A 23627-nucleotide genomic window follows, 5' to 3' on the forward strand; every position below is an offset into this window, starting at 1 on the left:
GACGCGGGCTGGTACCCGCACGGTCACCAGGAGCCCCAAGACTCTTCGGCGCCGGGCCCTCCCCCGCAACCCCCGTATGCGGTGGCTTTACCCCCGTATCCCTATTCCGTGGCGATCGCGTTCAGGACGTTCATCCGGCCCGCCCGGAACGCCGGGATCAGGGCGGCGATCAGGCCCACGAAGGCCGAGCCGAGGAAGACCGCGATGATCGTCGGCCAGGGGATGTCGAGGACCTTGAGGCCCTCCAGGGCGAGGAGTTTCTGGGCGGTGGCGCCCCAGCCCATACCCAGGCCGAGGCCCAGCAGGGCACCGAAGAGGGCGATGACGACCGACTCCAGGCGGATCATGCGGCGCAGCTGGCGGCGCGAGAGGCCGATGGCCCGCATCAGGCCGATCTCGCGGGTCCGCTCGACCACCGAGAGGGCCAGGGTGTTCACGACACCGAGGATCGCGACGATGATCGCGAGGGCCAGCAGGCCGTAGATCATGTTCAGGAGCTGCCCGATCTGGTCCTTCAGCGCCTGCTTGTAGTCGGTCTGGTCGCGCACCTTGTACTGCGGGTAGTCGTGCATCGCCGACTTCAGCGACGTGTACGCGGCGTCCTGCTGTCCGTCCTTGGCGGTGGCGAAGACCAGGCTGTCGAGCGGCATCTTGTCGGCCGGCACGTACTTGGCGAGCGTGGCGATCGACATGTACTTGGAGCCCGCGTCGATCAGACCGTCGTTGCTGGTGATGGCCCGGACCGTCAGGCTGGCGGTGGCGCCGTCCTTGAAGGCCATCTTGATCTTCGAGCCGAGGTGGATGTCGTGCGCCTTGGCGAACTTCTCGTGCACCGACATCGAGTCCGGGAGGTAGGCGTCCTTCAGCTTGCCCGCGACCGTCTTGACGCGCAGGTCCTCCGCGTACGTCGGCGAGGCCGCCGTGACGTCGGTGTTCTTGAGCGTCTTGCCGTCCGGGGTCGTGTAGTCGGCCTCGGCCTCCTTGTACTCGCTGACCCGCGCAAGACCCGGCGTGTCCTTGACGGCCTTCACGGCCTGCGGGGTGATCAGCTGCCCGCTGTCGCTCTGGATGATGAAGTCCGTGCCGACCGTCTTGTCGAGCTGGTCCGAGGCCGAGGCCACCATCGAGGAGCCGACCACCGAGAGGCAGGCGACCAGCGCGAGGCCGATCATCAGGGCGGCGCCCGTGGCCCCCGTACGGCGCGGGTTGCGCAGCGCGTTGCGCTCTGCCATCCGCCCGACCGGTCCGAAGATCCGCAGCAGCACGGCGCCCAGCACCCGCACCATGCCGCCGACCAGCAGCGGGCCGATGACGACGAAGCCGATCAGGGTCAGCACCACACCCAGGCCCAGCCAGAGCGAACCCTCGCTCGCCTTGTTCGCGGACGCGGCCACGTAGAGGCTGTAGCCGCCCCCACCGGTCAGCAGCAGACCCAGCACGGCCCGGATCCAGCCGGCCTTGGCGTCGGCCGGAGCGCCGGCGTCGCGCAGCGCGGCCATCGGGGAGACCTTGCCGGCCCGGCGGGCGGGCAGATACGCGGCGAAGACGGTGACGACGACACCCAGCAGGAGACCGATCGTCGGAGTCGTCCAGGCGACGGTCAGATCGCTGGTCGAGAGCTGGATCCCGAGCTTGCCCATGAGCTTCATCAGGCCGACCGCGATGCCGACGCCCGCGCCGACGCCGAGGATCGAGCCGAAGACGCCCAGCAGCAGCGCCTCCACCAGAACCGACCGGTTGACCTGCCCGCGGCTGGAGCCGACGGCCCGCATCAGGCCGATCTCACGGGTGCGCTGGGCGACCAGCATCGAGAAGGTGTTGATGATCAAGAAGATGCCGACGAGGAAGGCGATCCCGGCGAAGCCGAGCATCGCGTACTTCATGACGTTCATGAAGGACTCGACGTCCTTCTGGTTGGCGTCGGCGGTCTCCTTGGCGGTCTGCACCTTGTAGGCGCCGCCGAGTTCGGCGGTCACGTTCTGCTTGAGCTGCGCGTCGGTGACACCGGACGCGGCCGTGACGTTGACGTTGGTGTACACGTTCGGCTCGCCGACCAGCGTCGACTGCGCGGTCTTCGTGTCGAGGTAGAAGATCGCCGCGCCGGGGTTGGTGATCTGGAAGTCGGCGATGCCGGAGATCTTCGCCTTGAAGTTGCCGATCGCGCTGATCACGCCGATCTCGTCACCGAGCTTGAGGTGGTGCTTGTCGGCGGTGTCGGCGTCGACCATGACCTGGTCGGAGCCCTTCGGCGCCGCGCCCTCGGTGATCTTCATGGTGCGGGCGTCGTTGCTGTTCCAGCTGCCGACGATGGTCGGGGCGCCGCTGGAGGGCGAGAGGTTGTCCTTCTTGTCGTCGACGACGGTGACGGAGGTGGAGAAGACCGTCCCCTCGGCCGACTTGACGCCGTCGGCCGCCTTCACCTTGTCGAGCACGGAGGCCGGCATCACCGGCGGCTTGCCGTTGCCGGAGGTCGTCTCCCCGCTGTCCGAGGCGCCCTTGGCGCTGACGGTGACATCGGAGGAGGTGGCCGCGAACAGCTTGTCGAAGGTCGTGTTCATCGTGTCGGTGAACACGAGCGTCCCGCACACGAACGCGACCGACAGCAGCACGGCGACCGCCGAGAGGGCCATCCGGCCCTTGTGCGCGAAGAAGTTGCGCATCGAGGTCTTGAGCACGGTCATGACGTACGCCCCCGGGCGTCGAAGTCCTTCATGCGGTCCAGGACGGCCTCGGCGGTCGGCTTGTACATCTCGTCGACGATCCGGCCGTCGGCGAGGTACAGCACGCGGTCCGCGTAGGAGGCGGCGACCGGGTCGTGCGTGACGATGACGATGGTCTGGCCGAGCTCGTCGACGGAGCGGCGCAGGAAGCCCAACACCTCTGCTCCCGCACGGGAGTCGAGGTTTCCGGTCGGCTCGTCGCCGAAGATGATCTCGGGGCGGGCGGCCAGGGCGCGGGCCACGGCGACGCGTTGCTGCTGACCGCCGGAGAGCTGCGAGGGGCGGTGCTTGAGCCGGTCGCTCAGACCCACGGTGTCGACGACCTGCGCCAGCCACCCCTTGTCGGGCTTGCGGCCCGCGATGTCCATCGGGAGCGTGATGTTCTCGATCGCGTTCAGCGTCGGCAGCAGGTTGAAGGCCTGGAAGATGAACCCGATCCGGTCCCGGCGCAGCTGCGTGAGCTTCTTGTCCTTCAGCCCGGTGATCTCGGTCTCGTCGAGGTAGATCTGCCCGCCGGTGACGTTGTCGAGCCCGGCGAGGCAGTGCATCAGCGTGGACTTGCCGGACCCCGAGGGGCCCATGATCGCGGTGAACTGTCCCCGCGCGATGTCCACGTCGACGTGGTCGAGAGCGACGACCCGGGTCTCCCCGGACCCGTACGCCTTGACGACCTGGCGAGCCCTGGCGGCAACGGCCGTACGCCCTCCAGTGCCCCCGTGCCTGGGAATGGTTACGGCCGAAGTCATGGCATTTCTCCTATGTCGGTCATGAAGGTGACGCACGTGTGCCGCGTCGGTTCGGTCCTGCCGGTGGCGCCCGGCTCGGTCCCGCCGGTCCTGCGTTGTGCTGACGTCGATGAGTCTGTCGTCGAAGAGGGGTCCGGCGCGCTGGTGCCCAGCACCCTCTTCTACGGGGGAAAACCCCACCCCCGCCGGTTCGGTGAACCACCCCACCACCACTCCGGCACCGCTCCCCAGCGGCATAAAGCCAGGTTAAGGACGCGCGGAGCCGGTCTCCTCCTCCACGGGTACGAACCGTCCCTTGTCCGTTGTACGGAGGAACCCCTAGGGGCAGTCCACCGCCGGGTGGAGTCGATCTAGGGGTTCGGTCCACCCACCGGTCCGCCCGACCTTGCACCCTCCCGCGACGTCAGGGTCAAGTGGGAAGCTGTCCGACGGCAGATAGATGCAAGGGGAAAGGAATCACGTGGACCAGGGGGACACAGACATACGGGCGTCGGTGGCCGGCCGACCCGCACCGGACACCCGCCGCCGAGGCGCCGTCGTCGCCGCGCTGATGCTCGCCATGGCCCTCGCGGCCCTCGACTCCACGATCGTCTCGACCGCCGTCCCGCAGATCGTCGGCGACCTCGGCGGCTTCTCCTACTTCTCCTGGCTCTTCTCCGGCTATCTGCTCGCCGTGACGGTGACGCTCCCGGTCTACGGCAAGCTCTCGGACACCTTCGGCCGCAAGCCGGTGCTGATCGTGGGCGCGGCCCTCTTCCTGCTCGGTTCGCTGCTGTGCGCGGTGGCCTGGAACATGCCCGCGCTGATCGCGTTCCGCATCGTCCAGGGCCTGGGCGGCGGGGCGTTGCAGGGCACGGTCCAGACGCTGGCCGCCGACCTCTACCCGCTCAAGGACCGCCCCAAGATCCAGTCCAAGCTCTCCACGGTCTGGGCGGTGTCGGCGGTCGCGGGCCCCGGCATCGGCGGACTGCTCGCGGCCTACGCCGGCTGGCGCTGGATCTTCCTGGTCAACCTCCCTGTCGGCGCGGTGGCGTTGTGGCTGATCGTCCGCTATCTGCACGAGCCCGCACGGGAGTTGGTCCGGCGCCCACGTGTGGACTGGGCGGGCGCGCTGGCGGTGTTCGCGTGCGGCGGCGTCCTGATCACGGCGCTGGTGCAGGGCGGGGTGGCCTGGCCGTGGCTGTCGGCGCCGTCAATGGCCTTGTTCGGTACGGGACTTGCGCTGGTCGCCGTCGTGGTCCTGGTCGAGCGCCGGGCGGCCGAGCCGATCATCCCCGGGTGGGTGTGGCGGCGGCGCACGATCGCGGCGGTCAATCTCGCCCTGGGCGCACTGGGGTTGCTCATGGTCGCGCCGACCGTGTTCCTGCCGACGTACGCGCAGTCGGTGCTCGGTCTCGCGCCGGTGGCCGCCGGATTCGTGCTGTCCGTCTGGACGTTGACCTGGCCGGTGTCGGCGGCGCTGAGCCAGCACGTGTACCGGCGGATCGGTTTCCGCAACACCGCGATGATCGGCATCGGCACGGCGACGCTGATCCTGTTCGCGTTCCCCTTCCTCCCCTACCCGGGCTCGGCCTGGCAGCCGACCCTCCTGATGCTCCTGCTCGGCGCGGCCCTGGGTCTGTTCCAACTCCCGCTGATCGTCGGCGTCCAGTCGACCGTCGGCTGGTCGGAGCGCGGCACGACGACTGCCTCGGTGCTCTTCTGCCGGCAGACCGGCCAGACCATCGGCGCCTCGGTCTTCGGCGCGATCGCCAACGGGGTCCTGGCCGCACGGCTCGGCGGCGCGAGCGACCTCGACTCGGTGACGCGGGGCCTGGACGCGGGCGCGGTCCCGGAGGCGACGCGCCGGGCGGTCGCGGACGCGGTGCACGCGGTGTATCTGGGCGCGGGGGGTGCGGCGGCACTCGCGTTCCTGGTGCTGCTGTTCATGGCGCCGAGGCGTTTTCCGGTGCTGAAGGAGTGAGGGTCCGGCGCGGAATACGCGGACGGATACGGAGGGCGTGTAAAGGTCTCGGGGTACCCAAAGGTATGAGTTAACGCGGGTAACACCGCAGGTCAGCGAAGTAAGCGCGTACCGACCAATCAGTTTGGCGAAACCCTCGCGCAGCACCGTACCGACGAGTAGCGTGCGTGGCTCCGCTCGCTCCCAACCCCCTTTCCCCTCCCCACCCACCTCCCTGCGGTCCGCCGCCACGGATCCGACCCATGCAAGGAGACCGGGATGTCCTACGACGCGTCCCCGTCCTACGACGCCACGTACCCCTGGCAACCGCCCCTCGACCCGCCCGAACCGGCCAGGCGGCGCCGCCCCGAGCGTCCGCCGCTCGGGCACCACAGTGATCTGCGGGTGCTGCGCAGCGCGTACCGCTGGCAGCGGCGCACCGCGAGTCTGGCCGCGCTCGGCTACTTCACGCTCTTCCTGATCCTGTCGGCCTTCGCGCCCGGGGTCATGACGAGCACCGTCACCGACGGCCTGCCGACCGGACTGCTGCTCGCGCTGCTCCAGATCCCGGTGACCTGGCTGGCGATCGTGCTGTACGAGCGCACGGCCCGCCGCTACGTCGACCCCATCGCGGACCGCATCCGCAAGGAGTCCGCGCTGGACGCCAAGCGGGAGGCGGCCCGATGACCGACGGTTTCAGCGGGAACGCGCAGGCCATGTCCCTGGTCGCGTTCACCGCCATCGCCACGATCACGCTGCTGCTGTGCGTGATGACCGGCCCCGACCGCGACGACCTCGACGAGTTCTACACCGGCTACGGCTCCCTCTCCCCGCTGCGCAACGGCCTCGCGATCGCCGGCGACTACATCTCCGCGGCGAGCGTCCTCGGCACCGGCGGTGTCATCGCGCTCTGCGGCTACGACGGGATCGTGCTGGCCCTCAGCACCGCCCTCTCGCTGATGCTGCTGATGTTCCTGCTGGCCGAACCCCTGCGGAACGCGGGGCGGTTCACGATGGGCGACGCGCTCGCGCGGCGGATGCCGGGGCGGGGTGTGCGGATGACGGCGTGCGTGGTGACGATCGCCGCGCTGCTGCCGCTGATGCTGGTCCAACTCGCGGGCACGGGACAGCTGTTGGCCTTCATCCTCGGCTTCTCCGGGGACTCCCTGAAGACCGCCTGCATCATCGGGCTGGGTGCGCTGATGATCAGTTACGCGGCGATCGGCGGGATGAAGGGCACCGCACTCATCCAGATCCTGAAGATCGTGATGCTGCTCGGGTCCGGGGCCGTGATCGCCGTACTCGTCCTGCAGCGGTTCGACTGGAACCCCGGCACGCTCTTCGACGCGGCGGCCGCGCAGAGCGGGGTGGGCTCGTCGTTCCTGCACTCCGGGCTCCAGTTCGCGGGTGGTCCCGAGCCCCGACTGGACATGATCGTCTCGCAGTTGACGGTCGTCCTGGGCGGTGGCGTGCTGCCGCACATCACCATGCGCATGTACACCGCCTCCAGCGCGCGGCAGGTGCGGCGGTCGATGTCGTGGGCGGTGTCGGCGGTGGTGCTGTTCGTGCTCGTCGTCACGGTGGTCGGGTTCGGTGCGACGGCGCTGATCGGGCGCGCGGCGATCGCTCAGGCGGACCCGCAGGGCAACACGGCCTATCTGCTGGGCTCGCGGGCGGCCTTCGGCCCGGACGTCTCCACCGCGGAAACGTTCCTCTTCACCACGGTCACCACGGCGATCTTCCTGACCCTCCTCGCCTCGGTCGCCGGCATGATCCTCGCCTGCGCCAACTCCCTGGCCCACGACGTGTTCGCGGCGCGCGCACGGGAGATGACGGCGCGCCGGGAGATGACGCTGGCCCGGATGTCGGCGCTGGCGGTGGGGGTCCCGGCGATTCTGCTGGCCACGCTGGTCCAACACCGCAGCCTGCAGCCCCTGGTGACCCTCTCCTTCTGCCTCGGCGCCTCCGCGATCGCCCCCGCCCTGGTCTACAGCCTCTTCTGGCGCCGCTACACCCGAACGGGCCTGCTCTGCACCCTGATCGGCGGCACCACGGCGGTCCTCCTCCTGATGCCGACCACCAACCTCGTCTCGGGCAGCCCCACTTCGGCGTTCCCGGAATTCGACATCAACTGGTTCCCGTTCACCACAACAGGCCTCGTCACCATCCCCCTCGGCTTCGCCTTCGGCTGGCTGGGCTCGGTACTGTCCGGCCGCCGCACATCGGAGGAGGAACGCCGGCAGTACGAGTCGGTGGAGGGGTGGATTCTGGCGGGGGCTGTGCGTAGGGGTGGGTGACGGGGGTCGGTTACGAGGGGTGCGGCAGGTCCCGGTCGCCCCGATCCGGCGGTCGAGGCGAGACGCCCGGCCGGGCGGGGCGCCAGTCAGGGCGCCGGAAGTCGGCCGGGGGCGCGCGGTGTCGACCGGCGCGCGTCACGTCGGCCCGGAGCGGAGGACGTCAGGACGCGGCCCGCTCGTGGTGCCGGGGGCTGTGGCGCGCTCAGGGCGCCGGGGACCGAGGCGCGCTCAGGGCGCCGGGGACCGAGGCGTGCTCATGGTGCCGGGGCACCACCCGCACCCGGCACCACCCCCTCCCCCTCCCGTCACTCCCCCGATGCCGAACCCGTCAATGCCGTGAGGCTGCTGCGTACGTAGTCCATCTGGGCCTGTACGTCGTCCCAGCGTTCGCCGTGTTCGCGCAGGACGCGTTCCGTCTCGCGGGCGGTGCGTTCCTCGCGGGCGCGGGCTTCGGCGAGGATCTCGGCGGCGCGGGCGTGAGCCTCTTCCTGGCCGCGGCGGGCGGACTCCTCGGCCTCCGCGAACGCGCGCTTCGCCTCGGAGAGCGACTCCTCCGCGCGTGCCACCCGTTCGGCCTCGCGGGCGTCCAGACCGGCCTCGCGCTCGGCCGCCTCGCGCTCCGCCCCGGCCCACCGCTCGTCCTGCTCCTTGGTCAGCTCGGCGAGCATTCCGGCGGTGCGCTGGCGCACTTCGCGGAGCGCGGCGAGGGCCTCACCACGCCCCTCCTTCACGTCCCGCCGGGCGGAGATCCGGATCTCGTCGGCCTCGGCCTGTGCGGCGAGCAGACGGTGGCGGGCCCGATCGTCCGCCTCAGCGCGTACGTCATCGGCGTGCGCCCTGGCCGCGTCGTGCACGCCGGTCGCGTACTCCTGCGCCGCGTCCATCAGGCGCCGCGCCTCCTCACGCGCCCCCTCCCGTACGGCCGCGCCCTCCTCCTGCCCGAGCTCGAACAGCCGCCGCGCGCGCTCCCCGAGGGTCTCGTAGGTCTGCGGCGCGAGCTGTGCCACGGTCTCCCGCAGCCGGGCCGTCTCCTCCTCCATCTCCCGGGCGAGCACGGTGAGGCGGGCGGCCCGCTCCCACGCCGCGTCCCGGTCGCGGGAGATCGCGACCGCGTACGCGTCGACCTGTTCGGGGCGGTAACCGCGCCCTCGTACGGCCACGAAACCGTGGGTCGGGACCGCTGCGCTGCTCATCGTGGAACCCCTCTCCGCCGAACGGACGCGAAATGATGATTTCCCGCACATCCTGAGGTATCGGACGGAAGTGTTCATAACGCGACACTCCGCGTACAGGTCACGGTCATCACGCGTCCGTACCCGAACAGGAACAAGAAGGGGTACGGGGTGGGATGGGGGAACGCGAAAGGGCCGGGTCGGTCACATCGACCTACCCGGCCCCTCGGCCTCGTTCAGTGGTGGCGGTGGCGGTGCCTCACAGCAGGCCGTCCCACATCTGCTCCAGCAGGACCGACCACCAGCTCTCCGGCGATCCGAGCGACGCCGGGTCGAGGGAGGCCAGCTGGGCCTGGAAGTCGACGGTCCAACGGCCCGCCTGCTCCTGGTTCAGCCCGTACCGCAGCCGCCACATCCGCCCGAGCAGCCCGAGGCACCGCTGGAACTCGGGCAGGCCCGTGTTCACGAACTGCGGTGGCACGGACGCCCCGCCGGGCCCCGCCTCCACGGGGATCGCCACGATGTTGGCCGTCCCGTACTGCACACAGATCGCCTTGCCGAAGTCGCTGCCCATCACGAGGTACGACCCCGCGTCCGGCGCCGGCCGCACCCCGCGCTCCTGCGCCAGCTCGGCCAGCGTCGGCACCGGCCGCCCCGGCTGGGCCTGCGCCCAGAAGAAGGGACCCAGGTCCATCGGCAGCCCCGCCGCGACCAACGAGTGCGCCACGACCGGCGGTACGCCCTGCCGGGACACGGCCGCCTGCTCGAACCGGAAGACTCCCGGCCCGAACGCCGCCGCCAGCTCCTGCGCGATCGCCTCCGGCGGGATCGGCGGCGCCGACTGCACCGGTGGCAACGGCGCCCGCACCGGCGCCGGGCGCGCGGGACCGTCGGCGACCTGATGCAACTCGCCCTGGTGGGCCAGCAGTTGGTGCATGCCCTGCTGCCGGCTCGCGTGATCCGTGCCGTACGGCGCGATGCTCGCGATCCGCGCCTGCGGCCACTGCTCCCGGATCATCCGCGCGCAGTACGCGCCCGGCAGCTCGCAGGACTCCAACTCCGTGTGCAGCTCCAGCACTTGGTCCGGCGGCACGTTCATACCGCGCAGCTCGTGGAAGATCTGCCACTCCGGGTGCGGGGTGCCCGGCGCCGAACGCCGGATCACCTGCTGCTCGGAGCCGTCCTGCGCGCGGTAGCGCAACACGGCCTGGTAGCCGGGGCCCACGGTCGGCTGCCCCTGCGGCTGCGGATACCCGTACGCCGGGGGCTGACCGGGCGCCTGCCCGGCCGGAGGCACCGGCGGCTGGGGCGCGCCCGGCGGCATGCCGAGTGCGCCGGGGGCCTGCGGCGGCGGAGGCACGCCGGGCCCGCCGACGGGCGGCGCCGACAACACGGTCTCCGCGTGGTGCACGGCACCTCGCGCGCCGCCTGCGGAGCCCTGCGGACCGGGCCCACCAGGCCCACCGGGCGTGCCGGGGGCGCCGGGCGGCTGGGGAGCACCCGGGAACGCGGGTGCGCCGGGGCCACCGGGGGCGCCTGGAGAACCAGGACCGCCTGGAGCGCCTGGAGACTGCGGCGCGCCCGGTGCGCCCGGTGCGCCCGGCATACCCGGGGCACCCGGCATACCCGGGGCACCCGAAACTCCTTGCCCGCCGGGCGAGTTCGGGGCACCAGGGGCGCCCGGAGGCTGCGGCGCACCCCCGCCGGGGCCCGACCGACCGGGGTCGGCGAACATCGTGGCGGCCTGGTGGACACCACCCGGCGGCGTACCACCGGGCGGGTTCGGCGCACCGGGCGGATGAGGGGCGCCCGGTGCCTGCGGCGCGCCGGGCGGATTGGACGCACCCGGACCCTGCGGAGCACCCGGACCCTCGGGACCGAGCGCCGACACCATCTGCGTCGGGACGTACCCACCGGCCGGCGCACCGGGCCCCGGCGCGGGCGGCGGAGGCGTACCCCCCGGCCGCGCGCCCGGCGCCCACCCGCCACCGCGCTCGGCGACATCACCCCGGGCGCGGTCGCGGGCCACTCCGTCGGCGAGATCACCGCCGCCGCCTTCGCGGGCGTCCTGGACGACTCGGCCGCCCTCGCCCTCGTGCGCAAGCGGGGTCTGGCCATGGCCGAGGCCGCCGCGATCACCGAGACCGGCATGTCGGCGCTGCTCGGCGGCGACCCCGACGTCTCCGTCGCGCACCTGGAGAAGCTGGGCCTGACCCCGGCGAACGTGAACGGCGCGGGCCAGATCGTCGCGGCCGGCACGCTGGAGCAGCTCGCCGTGCTGGCCGAGGACAAGCCCGAGGGCGTCCGCAAGGTCGTCCCGCTCAAGGTCGCCGGCGCCTTCCACACCCACCACATGGCCCCGGCCGTCGACGCGCTGGCCAAGGCCGCCGCCGACCTCGTACCGGGCGACCCGAAGCTCCCGTACGTCTCCAACAAGGACGGTCGTACGGTCGCCACCGGCGCCGAGATCCTTCAGCGGCTGGTCGGCCAGGTCGCCAACCCGGTCCGCTGGGACCTGTGCATGGAGACCTTCAAGGAGCTCGGCGTGACGGCCTTCGTCGAGGTGTGCCCCGGCGGCACCCTGACCGGCCTCGCCAAGCGCGCACTGCCCGGCGTGAAGACGCTGGCCCTCAAGACCCCGGACGACCTCGACGCGGCCCGCGAGCTCATCACCGAGCACGCCAACGCCTGAAGAAGGAGCCGTACGAACATGTCGAAGATCAAGCCGAGCAAGGGCGCACCGTACGCGCGCATCCTCGGTGTGGGCGGCTACCGGCCGGTGCGTGTGGTGCCGAACGAGGTGATCCTGGAGACGATCGACTCGTCCGACGAGTGGATCCGCTCGCGTTCGGGTATCGAGACCCGGCACTGGGCGAACGACGAGGAGACCGTCGCCGCGATGTCCATCGAGGCGTCCGGCAAGGCGATCGCCGACGCCGGGATCACCGCCGAGCAGATCGGCGGCGTGATCGTCTCGACCGTCTCGCACTTCAAGCAGACCCCGGCCGTGGCGACGGAGATCGCCGACAAGCTCGGTACCAACAAGGCCGCCGCGTTCGACATCTCGGCGGGCTGCGCCGGCTTCGGCTACGGCCTCACGCTCGCCAAGGGCATGGTCGTCGAGGGCAGCGCGGAGTACGTCCTCGTCATCGGCGTGGAGCGGCTGTCCGACCTGACCGACCTGGAGGACCGCGCGACGGCCTTCCTGTTCGGTGACGGCGCGGGCGCGGTCGTGGTCGGCCCCGCCACGGAACCGCACATCGGTCCGACCGTGTGGGGCTCCGAGGGCGACAAGTCCGAGACCATCAAGCAGACGGTGCCGTGGACGGACTACCGCGACGGCACGGTCGCCAAGTTCCCTGCGATCACGCAGGAGGGCCAGGCGGTGTTCCGCTGGGCCGTGTTCGAGATGGCGAAGGTCGCCCAGCAGGCGCTGGACGCGGCCGGAATCACCGCGGACGACCTGGACGTCTTCATTCCCCACCAGGCCAACGAGCGGATCATCGACTCGATGGTGAAGACACTGAAACTGCCGGAGCACGTCACGGTCGCGCGTGACGTACGCACCACCGGCAACACCTCGGCCGCCTCGATTCCGCTCGCGATGGAGCGGCTTCTGGCGACCGGTGAGGCGAAGAGCGGCGACACCGCGCTCGTCATCGGCTTCGGGGCGGGTCTCGTGTACGCCGCGACGGTCGTTACCCTCCCCTAGGCACTGCGTGCCGGATCTTCACCAACGATCCGGCACGGCACCACCGCCAAACCCTCTGGATCACAAAGAAGGAGCGCCTGACATGGCCGCCACTCAGGAAGAGATCGTCGCCGGTCTCGCCGACATCGTGAACGAGATCGCCGGCATCCCGGTTGAGGACGTCCAGCTGGACAAGTCCTTCACCGACGACCTGGACGTCGACTCGCTGTCCATGGTCGAGGTCGTCGTCGCCGCCGAAGAGCGCTTCGACGTCAAGATCCCGGACGAGGACGTCAAGAACCTCAAGACGGTCGGCGACGCGACCGACTACATCCTCAAGCACCAGGGCTGAGTCACCTCCTAGCCCCGACTGCATGGCCCCGCCACCCGGCGGTGGCGCCGCTGAATCCTCGTAATCGTTGGAGAAAGAATTCCCGTGAGCCCGACCAATCGCACCGTGGTCGTCACCGGTATCGGCGCAACCACACCGCTGGGTGGCGACGCAGCCTCGACCTGGGAGGGACTGGTCGCCGGACGTTCCGGCGTGAAGCCCCTGGAGCAGGAGTGGGCCGCCGAACAGGCGGTCCGTATCGCCGCGCCGGCCGCCGTGGACCCCTCCGAGGTCATCCCGCGCCCGCAGGCCCGCCGCCTGGACCGCTCGGCGCAGTTCGCGCTGATCGCGGCCAAGGAGGCGTGGGCCGACGCCGGTTTCACCGACAAGGCGGGCACGGACGAATCCGTCGACCCCGACCGGCTCGGCACGGTCATCGCCTCCGGCATCGGCGGCGTGACGACCCTGCTCGACCAGTACGACGTGCTGAAGGAGAAGGGCGTCCGCCGCGTCTCCCCGCACACCGTTCCCATGCTGATGCCGAACGGCCCGTCCGCCAACGTGGGTCTGCTCGTGGGCGCCCGCGCGGGCGTGCACACGCCGGTCTCCGCCTGCGCCTCGGGCGCCGAGGCCATCGGCTACGGCATCGAGATGATCCGCACCGGCCGCGCCGACGTCGTCGTCGCGGGTGGCACGGAGGCGGCCATCCACCCGCTGCCCATCGCCGCGTTCGGCAACATGATGGCGATGTCCAAGAACAACGACGACCCGCAGGGCGCTTCGCGTCCCTACGACACCGGCCGGGACGGCTTCGTCCTCGGCGAGGGCGCCGGCGTGATCGTCCTGGAGTCCGCCGAGCACGCCGCCAAGCGCGGTGCCCGCGTGTACGCCGAGGCGGTCGGCCAGGGCATCTCCGCCGACGGCCACGACATCGTGCAGCCCGAGCCGGAGGGGCGCGGCATCTCGCACGCCCTGCAGAACCTGCTCGACAACACCGACCTGGACCCGGCGGAGATCGTGCACGTGAACGCGCACGCGACCTCGACGCCGGCCGGTGACGTGGCCGAACTGAAGGCGCTGCGCAAGGTGTTCGGCGACGACGCGGACCACATGGCGGTCTCCGCGACCAAGTCGATGACCGGTCACCTGCTCGGCGGGGCCGGCGGTGTCGAGACGGTCGCGACCGTGCTCGCGCTGTACAACCGGCTCGCGCCGCCGACGATCAACGTCGAGAACCTCGACCCGGAGGCGGAGGCCAACGCGGACGTCGTCCGCGGCGAGGCGCGCAAGCTTCCTGTCGAGGGCCGTATCGCCGCGCTGAACGACTCGTTCGGGTTCGGCGGGCACAACGTGGTGCTGGCGTTCCGCACGGTCTGAGAATCGCCCGTACGCACTCTGGTACGTAACTGAAGGGCCCCCACCAACCGGTGGGGGCCCTTCAGCGTGTACGGAACTCAGACCACCTGGTGCAACCAGCGCACCGGCGCGCCCTCACCGGCATACCTGAACGGCTCCAACTCGTCGTCCCACGGCTTGCCGAGGAGCTTGGCGATCTCCGCCTCCAGGTCCGTCTCGCCCTGTTGGGAGCGGATCAGGGCCGCGCGCAGGCGGTCCTCCGGGATGAGGATGTCGCCGTGGATGCCGGTGACGGCGTGGAAGATGCCGAGTTCGGGGGTGCAGCTGTAGCGCTCGCCCTCGGCGGTGGCGCAGGGCTCGGCGGTGACCTCGAAGCGCAGCAGGTGCCAGCCGCGCAGCGCGGAGGCGAGTTTGGACGCCGTGCCGGGCTGGCCCTGCCAGGAGAACTCCGAGCGCCAGGTGCCGGGTGCGGCCGGTTGCCGGATCCAGTCGAGGTTTACGCGGGTGCCGAGCACGCCGGCTACGGCCCATTCGACGTGTGGGCACAGCGCGCGCGGCGCGGAGTGCACGTACAGAACTCCACGTGTCGTCACCGGGACCTCCGGGCTGAGCGGGACATCTTGCTGACTGGCGGGCGGTTGTGGCGGGCGGGCCACGTTGATGGCGAGGCTACCGTGCGGCGGCGCAAGGAGTGTGACGTACCGTCCGTCCTGGTGCCCACAAACGCCTGCCATTCACCCGGCAGGACGCCTGTACGGCGTGAACCGTTGCACGTCGCGTGGATCGGGAACTCTCGCGCGTTGTTATGGACGGAGACCGGTGGATGTCTGCCGGTGTGCGCCGACCGAGGGGATCATCGCCGATGCGGAAGCCCAGCCACCGCTCCCGGACCGTGCTGGCCGCCGTGACGGCGACCGTCCTGGGGGTCGCGGGCTGCGACGCGGCCGGCGGTAATTCCCCGGCGCCGGACGGCACGAAGGCGCAGAAGGCGAAGCCGTCGCCGACGCCGGCCTGGGACGTGAGTCCGGGCTCCGTCGCCGCCGTGGGCGACTCGATCACGCGCGGCTTCGACGCCTGTTCGGTGCTGGCGGACTGCCCGGAGGTGTCGTGGGCGACGGGCGACAGCGAGCAGGTGGACAGTCTCGCCGTACGGCTCCTCGGCCGCGCGAAGGCGGCCGAGCGGAGCTGGAACTACGCGGTGACCGGGGCCCGGATGGCCGACCTGTCCGGGCAGATGGCGCAGGCGGCCGTGAAGAAACCGCAGTTGGTGACGGTGATGGCGGGCGCGAACGACGCCTGCCGCTCCTCGGCCTCGGAGATGACCTCGGTGGCCGACTTCCGCACCGGCTTCGAGGACGCCCTCGGCACCCTGCGCACCCGACTGCCGAAGACACAGGTGTACGTGGCGAGCGTGCCGAACCTGAAGCGGCTGTGGTCCCAGGGCCGCACCAACCCCATGGGCAAGCAGGTGTGGAAGCTCGGCCTGTGCCCCTCGATGCTGGCCGACGCGGACGCGCTGGACTCGGCGGCCACCCTGCGCCGGGACACCGTGCAGAAGCGGGTCGAGGACTATAACCGGGTGCTCAAGGAGGTCTGCGCCAAGGACGAGCGGTGCCGGTTCGACGGCGGCGCGGTCTACGACTACCGGTTCGGCACCGACCAGTTGAGCCACTGGGACTGGTTCCACCCGAGTGTGAACGGCCAGGCCCGACTGGCGGAGATGGCCTACCGTGCCGTCGTCGCCAAAGAGGCGTGACTTAGGGTTCCGCCCATGAGCGAACAGTTCGGCACGCTTTCCGACGGCACCCCGGTGCACCGCTGGACCCTGGAGCGGTCCGGCGTCCGGGTGCGGATCCTCTCCTACGGCGGGATCGTGCAGTCGGTCGAGGTCCCCGACCGGGAGGGGCGGACCGGGAACGTGGTGCTCGGGTTCGCCGACCTGGACGGCTATCTCACGCATCCGGAGCCGTACCTCGGCGCCCTGGTCGGCCGGTACGCCAACCGGATCGCGGGCGGCCGCTTCCCGCTGGACGGCGTGACGTACGCGCTCGCGCAGAACACCCCGCCCAACTCCCTGCACGGCGGCGAGCGCGGCTTCGACAAGCGCGTGTGGGACGTGACACCGCTCGGCGGGAACGCGTTGCGGTTGAGCCGGGTCAGTCCGCATGGTGAGGAGGGGTTTCCGGGGCGGGTCGAGGTCTCGGCGACGTACACGCTCGACGACTCCGGCGCGCTGCGCATCGCCTACGAGGCGGTGACGGACGCGCCGACCGTGGTGAACCTGACGAACCACTCGTACTGGAACCTGGCCGGCGGCGGGAACGCGGGCGGTCATGAACTGCGGCTCGCCGCCTCCCGGTACACCCCCGTCGACGCCGATCTGATCCCGACCGGCGTGCTGGAAGAGGTCGCGGGTACGCGCTTCGACTTCCGGGAGGCGCGGAAGGTCGGGGCGGGCTACGACCACAACTTCGTGCTCGACGGCGGGGTGACGCCCGCTCCTCGCGAGGTCGGTGAGCTGTACGACCCGGCGTCCGGGCGCGTGCTGACCGTCTCGACGACCGAGCCCGGCCTCCAGCTGTACACCGCGGAGCACCTGCCCGAGCCCTTCTCCCCCGGCGACGCCGTCGCCCTGGAGACCCAGCACTTCCCCGACTCCCCCAACCGGCCCGACTTCCCGAGCACGGTGCTGCGGCCGGGCGAGGTGTACCGGTCGGAGACGGTGTACGGGTTCGGCGCCCGCTAGGACCGACGCCTGCTGAAGCCATCGGCGGGTCCCGAGAACCACTTCGCCCCGGTCCAGGGGTCAGGTCCCGGACCGGGGCAGCTCGTGGGGAGGCTCGTCCCGCCTCAGACGTTAATCGTCGCGGTGATCCTGCGGTCGGTGATCGAGCGGCCGACCTGGATCTCGTACGAACCCTTCACAAACGACCACCCGTTGGTCGTCTCGTCCCAGATCTCGAAGGCGCGGCGCGGGAGTTCGATGACGGCCTCGGTGATCTCGCCCGGTGCGGCCTCGACGCTCGCGAATCCGGCCAGCCAGCGGCCGGGGCGGTCGGCGGTGGGTTCGGCGGGAGCCAGGTAGAGCTGGACGACCTCGCGGCCGGGGCGGGTGCCGGAGTTGCGGACGCGGATGGTGGCGGTCGTGCCGTCCACGTCGACGGACTGATAGGTCCAGTCGGTGTAGCCGAGGCCGTGGCCGAAGGGGTACGAGGGGGTGCGGCCCTCCTTCTCCCAGGCGCGGTAGCCGATGAAGACGCCCTCGGTGTACGGGAGTTCGCCGTCGACGGGGGTGACCTGGGTGACCGGGGCGTCGGCCAGGGCGCCCCAGGTGGTGGGCAGCCGGCCGCCCGGCTCGTGCGTGCCGGTGAGGACGTCCGCGAGGGCCGCGCCGCCCTCCTGGCCGGGGAACCAGCTGAGCAGGACGGCGGACACCTCGTCGCGCCAGGGCAGTTCGACCGGGGAGCCGGAGTTGACGACCACGACGGTGTTCGGGTTGACGGCGGCGACGGCGCGGACCAGGTCGTCCTGGCGGCCGGGGAGCCGGAGGTCCTTGCGGTCGAAGCCCTCCGACTCGACGCGCTCGGTGGTGGCGACCACGACGACCGCGGTGTCGGCGGCGCGGGCCGACTCGACGGCCTCGGCGATCAGTTCGTCCTCGTCGCGCTGCGGTTCCTGGTGGGCGAGGGCGAACGCGACGACCTTGAAGGGGACGCCCTCGGGCAGCGAGAAGACGTGGGTGAGGGAGATCTCGACCGGTTCACCGGCCGCGAGTTCGGCCTGGGCGCGGGGCACCGGGGCGCCGAAGATCGCCTCGAAGGGGTCGGAGTCGTCGGCGGGGCGCTGGACGTCGTCGTAGTACGTGGTGCCGGCGACGGTGAGGGTGAAGGGGCCCATGCCCTTGATGCCGAAGGTGTGCGGGCCGCTGTCGCGCGGGGTGAAGGTGCCGGTCAACTCGACGGTGTGGAGGGCCTCGTGGGTGACGCCGACCGGGAGGTCCGAACCCATCCACTGGATATGGCCGTTGGGGACGGAACGGGTGCCGATGACCTCGCCCGCCGCGTCGCGGCAGATCGTGGTCAGCTCGAACCCCTTGTCGGCGACGGCGAGTTCGGTGGCGGGGTCGGCGCCGACGGCGTAGGTGAGGGTGCCGTCGGGGAGGGCGGCGGTGAGGCCGTCGAGCGGGGAGACGACATGGGCGGGGAAGACGGTGGCGGAGCCGCCGCCGAGGACGCGGGCGTCGCGGGCGGCGGCGCCGATGAGCGCGACCGTGCCGTTCGCCCGCAGCGGGAGGGCGTTGTTCTCGTTGCGGACGAGGACGAAGGAGCGGCGGGCGATCTCGCGGGCCAGCGCCTCGCCGTCGACGGGCTCGGGCGGTTCGGTGACGGCGGGCTCGGCGCCCTCCAGGATGCCGACGCGGGCGGCGAGCCGCAGGACGCGGCGGACGGCCTCGTCGACGGTGGCCTCCTCGACCTCGCCGTTGCGGACGGCCTTCGCCAGTGCCTCGCCGTACACGGTCCGCGGGCCCGGCATGGCGACGTCCAGACCGCCCTCGACGGCGGCGACCGTGTGGCGGGCGGCGCTCCAGTCGGAGACGTTGTAGCCGTCGAAGCCCCATTCGCCGCGCAGGACTTCGTTCACCAGATACCGGTGCTCGGTCATCGTCGTGCCGTTGACCGTGTTGTACGCGGTCATGATGCCCCACGGGTGGGCGTTCTCGACGATGTGCTCGAAGGGGGCCAGGTACAGCTCGCGCAGGGCGCGTTGCGAGACCAGGTTGTCGACGGTGAAGCGGTCGGTCTCGGCGTCGTTGGCGACGAAGTGCTTGACGGTGGTGCCGACACCGCCCGCCTGTACGCCGCCGACGTACGCGGCGCCGATCCGTCCCGTCAGGTACGGGTCCTCGCTGTACGCCTCGAAGTGCCGCCCGCCGAGCGGGGACCGGTGCAGGTTGACCGTGGGCGCGAGGAGCACGTGGACGCCCTTGCGGCGGGCCTCCTGGGCGAGCAGCGTGCCGGCCCGGCGGGCCAGCTCCGGGTCCCAGGTGGCCGCGAGGGCGGTCGGGGAGGGCAGGGCGACGGACGGGTCGTCGGCGCTCCAGCGCACCCCCCGGACGCCGATCGGGCCGTCGGACATGACGAGGGACTTCAGGCCGATCTCCGGGAGCGCGGGCAGGGACCAGGTGTCCTGGCCGGCCAGCAGATGGGCCTTGGCGTCCAGGTCCAGCTTGCCGAGCGCGGCCTCGACGACCGATTCCGTTCCCCCCATGGGAGTGCCTCCTCATTGAGTGCCTTCGGTCCCTCCATCCTGCCTCGCCTACCTGTAGAGCGGTAGGTTTCGTTACCTCCCAGTTATTTTTCGTGCAGCACGTGCCGTACCGTGACGGCATGAGGGCCAGGAGCGAGGAGCGGCGGGCGGAGATCGTCCGGGCCGCCCTTGAGGTGATCGCCGAGCGCGGCTACCGCGGGGCGAGCCTCGCGGCGGTGGCCGAGCGGGTCGGGCTGACCCAGCAGGGGCTGCTGCACCACTTCCCGACGAAGGAGGCGCTGCTGGTGGCCGTCCTGAAGGAACGGGACCAGTGGGACGCGGTGCCGGAGACCGGGTGGCGGGTGGATCTGCTCGCCGCCCTCGTCGAGTACAACGCCATGCGCCCGGCGATCATCCAGACCTTCTCGGCGCTGCTCGGCGAGAGCGTGACCGAGGGGCATCCGGCGCGGGAGTACTTCACCGAGCGGTACACGCGAGTGCGGGCGAACATGGCGGACGTGCTGCGCGCCGAGTACGGCGACCGCCTCCCCAGCGGCCTCACGCCCGAGCGGGGCGCTCCGCTGCTGGTCGCGGTGATGGACGGGCTCCAGTACCAGTGGCTGCTGGATCCGGAGTCGGTGGACATGCCGGGGGCGTTCCGGGACTTCCTCGCGCTGCTGGGCGAGGAATCCGGTGAGGTATCGGGCGAGGTATCGGGCGAGGAAGCCTGAGCCGGAGGCCCCGGCTCACCTCACGGCGATCAGTGCGGCGCGGGCACCGCCGCCACGACCTCGATCTCGATCTGCGCCTCGGGCCGGAACAGCCGCGAGGCCTCGAAGGTCATGCTCGTCGGCGGAGTCCCGGTCAGGAACTCCCGCCGCACGGCGCCGTATTCGGGCAGCTTGTCGATGTCGGTGAGGTACGAGCGGATGTTGATGACGTGGTCCAGGGTCGCCCCGTGGGCACGCAGCAGGGCGTCCAGCGCCTCGAAGATCCCGCGTGTCTGCTCGGCCATGGTGTCGCCCTCGGCGATCTGCCCCGAGACGAACAACAGGGCGCTGCCGTCGGGGTGTTCGACGCGGGCGACCTGGGAGTAGTAAGGGCTCGCGGGCTGGGGCGCGGCGGGCGGATTGTCCAGGGTGATACGCATGCCGTCGACGCTAGGCGCGGCCGAGTGATGCGACAAGCGACTGTCTAGCATGGCTGACATGCCGAATCAGCATCGCGAGACCTCACGGAAAACACCGACCCCACCGGACGTCTCGACGATCTGGCTGCGGGTGTTCCTGGAGGTCGCCCGGCACGGTTCGTTCACGCTGGCCGCGCGGGCGCTCGGCTGGACCCAGTCGGCCGTGTCGCGCCAAATCTCCGCATTGGAGGGGGCGTTGGGCGGCGGACCGCTCTTCGACCGGCTGCCGCGCGGGGTGCGGCTCACGGAGGCCGGCCGGGTCCTGGTCCCGCACGCGGAGTCCGTCGCCGAGATCCTGTCCGGCGTGGCCCGGGAGTTGACGGATCTGCGTGAAGTGGCGGGCGGGCGGCTGCGGTTCGGGGCGTTCCCGACGGCGGACGCGGAGCTGGTGCCGCACGCGCTGGCCGCGTTCCGCACCCGGCATCCCGGCGTCCGCGTCTCCCGCGAGGAGGGGCTCACCCCCAGGCTCCTGGACCGCCTCACCACTGGCCACCTCGACCTGGCGATCGTCTCGACGACGGCCGGCGCCCCGCTGGACCCGTACGAACTCCACCACCTCCTCGACGAGTCCCTGTACGTGGCCGTCCCCGCCGGCCACCCCCTCGCCGGCTCCACCTCCCCGGTCCCCCTCGGCCTCTTCGCCGACGCCGACTGGATCTCCGGCAGCCCCAAGCCCGAGGGCACCCTCCTGGACGCGGCCCTGCGCCAGGACTTCCGCCCCCGCGTGGCGCACGTCGTCGCCGAGTGGACCGCCAAACAGGGGTACGTCGCGGCCGGCCTCGGCGTCGCCCTGGTCCCGGCGCTCGCCGCCGGGTCCGTACGCCCGGACATCGCGCTGCTGCGGGTGCTCGACGAGGGGGCGCCGGCGCGGGCGGTGTACGCGGCGACGGTTCGAGGGCGGACGCCCGCGGCGGCGGTGGAGGCGTTCGTGGGGGTGCTGCGGGAGGGGGCGGGGCGGGTGCCGGGGTGAGTGGTGCGGCGAGTGCAGGGGCTGCTGCGGGGGTGGATGTGGGGTGGATGCGGGGGTGGATGTCATAGCGTGAACGCGCAGATCGCACCGAGGAGCCGACTTGTTACGTTGCGAATCCGTCAGCAAGCGCTATGGCAGGGGGAGTTGGGTCCTCCGGGACGTGGACATGGAGGTCTCGGGCGGTGACGTCCTCGCGGTGGTCGGCGCCAACGGATCAGGCAAGTCGACCCTGTTGAGGATCCTCGTGGGTCTGTCCCGGCCCACGTCCGGACAAGTGGCGGGCCGGCCGCGGCACATCGGCTACGTACCGGACCGCTTCACCGCCCATGAGCGGATCTCCGCGCTCTCGTACCTCACGCACATGGGACGCATCCGGGGTCTGTCCGGCGCGGCGGCCAGGACCCGGGCGGGTCAACTCCTGGACCGGCTGGCCCTGGTGGGCGGCGGGGACACGTCGCTGCGCACGCTGTCCAAGGGCAACGCCCAGAAGGTGGCGCTCGCCCAGGCGCTGCTCGTCGAACCCGATCTGCTGGTCCTCGACGAGCCGTGGTCGGGGCTGGACGCGTCGGCGCACGGGGTGTTGGCGGAGTTCATCGAGGAAGTCGCCGGCAGAGGCGGGGCGGTGGTCTTCACGGACCACCGCGAGGCGATCACCGAGACCCATGCGACGGGCGTCCACGTCATCGCCGACGGGCGGGTGAGTGCGCGCGGCGGCCAGCATTCCGCCTGGCGGGACACGGAGGTCGAACTGACGCTGACCGCACCGGTCACCGGCGTCCGGCCCCGCGAGGTGAACTGGTCCGCCCTGCCCGGCGTGACGGACACCGCGAGCCGGGACGGGGTGATCGTCCTGCGTGTCGCGCGGGAGCACTCGGACGCCGTGCTCCTGACGGCGCTGCGACAGGGTTGGTCGGTGGAGAGTCTCAGCAAGCCCGGTGTCGACCACGCGTCGCGCGTGGCCGCGAGGAGGGCCGCCCGGTGATCGCCCTGGTGCGCTACATGTTCACGGTGATGCTGCTCTCGCAGCGCTATCTCGCGCCGCTGCTGCTGTTCGTCGGCCTCCTCGCGGTGCTGACCAGCAGCGACTCGGGTCCGCTCGCCGCGACCTACGGCTCGGCGGCCGGCGCCATGCTGGTCTGCTCCGCCTGGCTCACCATGGCGCTGATCGGACTGGAGGACGGGACGCACCGCTCGGTCGTCGTCGTCACCGCGGGCAGCCATCTGCGGGTGCTGCTCGGCTCGGTCGGCACGGCCGTCCTGTGGTGTCTGCCGCTGACGGCGGCGGGCCTGGTGCTGCCGTTGGCGTTCGGCTCGCACACCTTCGCCTTCGCCGACGCGGTCCTGGGCGCGGAGGCCCAACTCACCTGTGCCTTCACGGGGATCGCGATCGGTGTGGTCTGCTCCCGGCTGCTCTTCCGCCGCCAGGGCTACGCGCTGCTGCTGGCCCTGGTCCTGCTGCTGACCGTGCTCCTGACCAAGGGAGTCTCGCCGGTCAATGTGCTGCTCGCCGATCTCCAGAACGCGTCTGACTCGGCGGATCTCCTCGGCTCCACCGCGTTACTGCTCGCGGTCTCCGCGGGAGTGCTGGCGGTCGCGGTGGCGATCACGCAGACGATCAGCGTCAGAAGAAGCTGAGCCGGTTAGGTACGGCTACTCAGGCGCTGCCCCTCCCCCGTCGCGACGATGGTCCCCATGCGGAACTTCGTCGCGGCGCTCGCGGTCCTGCCCCTCAACGTCCTTCTCGTCGGCTACGGGTGGCTGGCGGCCGGGATGACGGGCTGGGCGGCAAACTGGGACGAGCAGCCGTACGAGCCGCCGCTGACCGAACTGGGCGTGACCTGCGGGGTGGTGGCGGCCGTCGGGGTCGCGCTGTGGGTGGCACGGCTGCGCGGGGCGGCGACGTTGCAGGCGGTGCCGTTGCTCGTCCTCGTGCTGCTGATGCTGCCCACGTGATCCGTAAGGTCCG

The 23627-nt window shown here is 71.3% G+C and carries 21 protein-coding genes; 14 read left to right on the plus strand and 7 right to left on the minus strand.

Annotated elements, in window-relative coordinates; translation table 11 throughout:
* Positions 1–101 precede the first annotated feature (101 nt).
* Positions 102–2681, minus strand: coding sequence for an ABC transporter permease (locus ACWDR3_RS33480; protein WP_450356309.1), 2580 nt, complete (start codon positions 2679–2681; stop codon positions 102–104).
* Positions 2678–3466: an ABC transporter ATP-binding protein gene (locus ACWDR3_RS33485; RefSeq protein ID WP_450356310.1), complete on the minus strand. Its 789-nt coding sequence runs from the start codon at positions 3464–3466 to the stop codon at positions 2678–2680. The genes ACWDR3_RS33480 and ACWDR3_RS33485 overlap by 4 nt, the downstream gene beginning before the upstream one ends.
* A 439-nt stretch (positions 3467–3905) precedes the next feature.
* Between ACWDR3_RS33485 and ACWDR3_RS33490 the strand changes: the two genes are divergently transcribed.
* From ACWDR3_RS33490 to ACWDR3_RS33500, 3 genes are all read left to right on the plus strand, one after another.
* Positions 3906–5429 (plus strand): MFS transporter, encoded by a 1524-nt coding sequence (locus ACWDR3_RS33490; RefSeq protein ID WP_450356311.1) that lies wholly within the window; start codon positions 3906–3908, stop codon positions 5427–5429.
* A 258-nt stretch (positions 5430–5687) separates the two neighbouring features.
* Entirely contained in the window at positions 5688–6095 is a 408-nt protein-coding gene (locus tag ACWDR3_RS33495) for a DUF485 domain-containing protein (RefSeq protein WP_450356312.1), read from the plus strand.
* Positions 6092–7705 carry a sodium/solute symporter gene (locus ACWDR3_RS33500; RefSeq protein ID WP_450356313.1) on the plus strand — a complete coding sequence of 538 codons (1614 nt, stop codon included), beginning with the start codon at positions 6092–6094 and terminating at the stop codon, positions 7703–7705. Before ACWDR3_RS33495 ends, ACWDR3_RS33500 begins: the two co-directional genes overlap by 4 nt.
* A gap of 305 nt (positions 7706–8010) precedes the next feature.
* On the opposite strand, the gene ACWDR3_RS33505 is transcribed toward ACWDR3_RS33500, so the two are convergent.
* Positions 8011–8898, minus strand: coding sequence for a cellulose-binding protein (locus tag ACWDR3_RS33505; protein WP_450356314.1), 888 nt, complete (start codon positions 8896–8898; stop codon positions 8011–8013).
* A 238-nt stretch (positions 8899–9136) separates the two neighbouring features.
* A complete protein-coding gene (locus tag ACWDR3_RS33510) occupies positions 9137–10288 on the minus strand; it encodes an SUKH-4 family immunity protein (protein WP_450356315.1) in 1152 nt (383 codons plus the stop codon).
* 336 nt (positions 10289–10624) lie between these two features.
* Between ACWDR3_RS33510 and ACWDR3_RS33515 the strand changes: the two genes are divergently transcribed.
* The 4 genes from ACWDR3_RS33515 to ACWDR3_RS33530 all read left to right on the plus strand — a co-directional run bounded on the left by ACWDR3_RS33515 (position 10625) and on the right by ACWDR3_RS33530 (position 14276).
* On the plus strand, positions 10625–11569 hold the full coding sequence (locus ACWDR3_RS33515) for an ACP S-malonyltransferase (RefSeq protein WP_450356316.1): 945 nt from the start codon (positions 10625–10627) through the stop codon (positions 11567–11569).
* Between the two features lie 18 nt (positions 11570–11587).
* Positions 11588–12589, plus strand: coding sequence for a beta-ketoacyl-ACP synthase 3 (locus ACWDR3_RS33520; RefSeq protein ID WP_450356317.1), 1002 nt, complete (start codon positions 11588–11590; stop codon positions 12587–12589).
* An 82-nt stretch (positions 12590–12671) separates the two neighbouring features.
* Complete coding sequence (locus tag ACWDR3_RS33525) at positions 12672–12920, plus strand: acyl carrier protein (RefSeq protein WP_004001566.1); 249 nt, start codon at positions 12672–12674, stop codon at positions 12918–12920.
* Positions 12921–13004: 84 nt separating this feature from the next.
* Complete coding sequence (locus ACWDR3_RS33530) at positions 13005–14276, plus strand: beta-ketoacyl-[acyl-carrier-protein] synthase family protein (protein WP_450356318.1); 1272 nt, start codon at positions 13005–13007, stop codon at positions 14274–14276.
* 77 nt (positions 14277–14353) lie between these two features.
* Here the strand turns inward: ACWDR3_RS33530 and ACWDR3_RS33535 are convergent, their stop codons facing one another.
* Entirely contained in the window at positions 14354–14848 is a 495-nt protein-coding gene (locus ACWDR3_RS33535; protein ID WP_280876407.1) for a DUF3145 domain-containing protein, read from the minus strand.
* 269 nt (positions 14849–15117) lie between these two features.
* On the opposite strand from ACWDR3_RS33535, the gene ACWDR3_RS33540 reads away from it, so the two are divergent.
* Both ACWDR3_RS33540 and ACWDR3_RS33545 read left to right on the plus strand, forming a co-directional pair.
* On the plus strand, positions 15118–16011 hold the full coding sequence (locus ACWDR3_RS33540) for an SGNH/GDSL hydrolase family protein (protein WP_450356319.1): 894 nt from the start codon (positions 15118–15120) through the stop codon (positions 16009–16011).
* A gap of 15 nt (positions 16012–16026) precedes the next feature.
* Positions 16027–17001, plus strand: coding sequence for an aldose epimerase family protein (locus ACWDR3_RS33545; RefSeq protein WP_450356320.1), 975 nt, complete (start codon positions 16027–16029; stop codon positions 16999–17001).
* A 104-nt stretch (positions 17002–17105) separates the two neighbouring features.
* Here ACWDR3_RS33545 and ACWDR3_RS33550 read toward each other — a convergent pair whose 3' ends face one another.
* Positions 17106–19523: a beta-glucosidase gene (locus tag ACWDR3_RS33550; RefSeq protein WP_450356321.1), complete on the minus strand. Its 2418-nt coding sequence runs from the start codon at positions 19521–19523 to the stop codon at positions 17106–17108.
* 101 nt (positions 19524–19624) lie between these two features.
* Here ACWDR3_RS33550 and ACWDR3_RS33555 point away from each other — a divergent pair, with 101 nt between their 5' ends.
* Complete coding sequence (locus tag ACWDR3_RS33555) at positions 19625–20233, plus strand: TetR/AcrR family transcriptional regulator (RefSeq protein ID WP_450356322.1); 609 nt, start codon at positions 19625–19627, stop codon at positions 20231–20233.
* 29 nt (positions 20234–20262) lie between these two features.
* Here ACWDR3_RS33555 and ACWDR3_RS33560 read toward each other — a convergent pair whose 3' ends face one another.
* Positions 20263–20652, minus strand: coding sequence for a RidA family protein (locus ACWDR3_RS33560; protein ID WP_450356323.1), 390 nt, complete (start codon positions 20650–20652; stop codon positions 20263–20265).
* A 49-nt stretch (positions 20653–20701) separates the two neighbouring features.
* Between ACWDR3_RS33560 and ACWDR3_RS33565 the strand changes: the two genes are divergently transcribed.
* The 4 genes from ACWDR3_RS33565 (at position 20702) to ACWDR3_RS33580 (ending at position 23614) form a co-directional block, all read left to right on the plus strand.
* The gene (locus ACWDR3_RS33565) at positions 20702–21661 is read left to right on the plus strand and encodes a LysR family transcriptional regulator (protein WP_450356324.1); all 960 of its coding nucleotides are present in this window, start codon (positions 20702–20704) and stop codon (positions 21659–21661) included.
* A 100-nt stretch (positions 21662–21761) separates the two neighbouring features.
* On the plus strand, positions 21762–22643 hold the full coding sequence (locus ACWDR3_RS33570) for an ABC transporter ATP-binding protein (RefSeq protein WP_450356325.1): 882 nt from the start codon (positions 21762–21764) through the stop codon (positions 22641–22643).
* Positions 22640–23296 (plus strand): hypothetical protein, encoded by a 657-nt coding sequence (locus ACWDR3_RS33575; protein ID WP_450356326.1) that lies wholly within the window; start codon positions 22640–22642, stop codon positions 23294–23296. Before ACWDR3_RS33570 ends, ACWDR3_RS33575 begins: the two co-directional genes overlap by 4 nt.
* A gap of 57 nt (positions 23297–23353) precedes the next feature.
* Positions 23354–23614 (plus strand): hypothetical protein, encoded by a 261-nt coding sequence (locus ACWDR3_RS33580; RefSeq protein WP_450356327.1) that lies wholly within the window; start codon positions 23354–23356, stop codon positions 23612–23614.
* The last annotated feature ends 13 nt before the right edge of the window (positions 23615–23627 follow it).

The organism is Streptomyces sp. NPDC001002 (assembly GCF_053599215.1).

What these genes read in the sequence shown, in the direction of transcription:
- ACWDR3_RS33505 (WP_450356314.1), bottom strand. Translation starts at nt 8,898, where the DNA reads ATGAGCAGCGCAGCGGTCCCGACCCACGGTTTCGTGGCCGTACGAGGG.
- ACWDR3_RS33545 (WP_450356320.1), top strand. Translation starts at nt 16,027, where the DNA reads ATGAGCGAACAGTTCGGCACGCTTTCCGACGGCACCCCGGTGCACCGC.
- ACWDR3_RS33550 (WP_450356321.1), bottom strand. Translation starts at nt 19,523, where the DNA reads ATGGGGGGAACGGAATCGGTCGTCGAGGCCGCGCTCGGCAAGCTGGAC.
- ACWDR3_RS33560 (WP_450356323.1), bottom strand. Translation starts at nt 20,652, where the DNA reads ATGCGTATCACCCTGGACAATCCGCCCGCCGCGCCCCAGCCCGCGAGC.
- ACWDR3_RS33480 (WP_450356309.1), bottom strand. Translation starts at nt 2,681, where the DNA reads ATGACCGTGCTCAAGACCTCGATGCGCAACTTCTTCGCGCACAAGGGC.
- ACWDR3_RS33500 (WP_450356313.1), top strand. Translation starts at nt 6,092, where the DNA reads ATGACCGACGGTTTCAGCGGGAACGCGCAGGCCATGTCCCTGGTCGCG.
- ACWDR3_RS33490 (WP_450356311.1), top strand. Translation starts at nt 3,906, where the DNA reads ATGCAAGGGGAAAGGAATCACGTGGACCAGGGGGACACAGACATACGG.
- ACWDR3_RS33520 (WP_450356317.1), top strand. Translation starts at nt 11,588, where the DNA reads ATGTCGAAGATCAAGCCGAGCAAGGGCGCACCGTACGCGCGCATCCTC.
- ACWDR3_RS33580 (WP_450356327.1), top strand. Translation starts at nt 23,354, where the DNA reads ATGCGGAACTTCGTCGCGGCGCTCGCGGTCCTGCCCCTCAACGTCCTT.
- ACWDR3_RS33495 (WP_450356312.1), top strand. Translation starts at nt 5,688, where the DNA reads ATGTCCTACGACGCGTCCCCGTCCTACGACGCCACGTACCCCTGGCAA.
- ACWDR3_RS33525 (WP_004001566.1), top strand. Translation starts at nt 12,672, where the DNA reads ATGGCCGCCACTCAGGAAGAGATCGTCGCCGGTCTCGCCGACATCGTG.
- ACWDR3_RS33540 (WP_450356319.1), top strand. Translation starts at nt 15,118, where the DNA reads ATGCGGAAGCCCAGCCACCGCTCCCGGACCGTGCTGGCCGCCGTGACG.
- ACWDR3_RS33565 (WP_450356324.1), top strand. Translation starts at nt 20,702, where the DNA reads ATGGCTGACATGCCGAATCAGCATCGCGAGACCTCACGGAAAACACCG.
- ACWDR3_RS33485 (WP_450356310.1), bottom strand. Translation starts at nt 3,466, where the DNA reads ATGACTTCGGCCGTAACCATTCCCAGGCACGGGGGCACTGGAGGGCGT.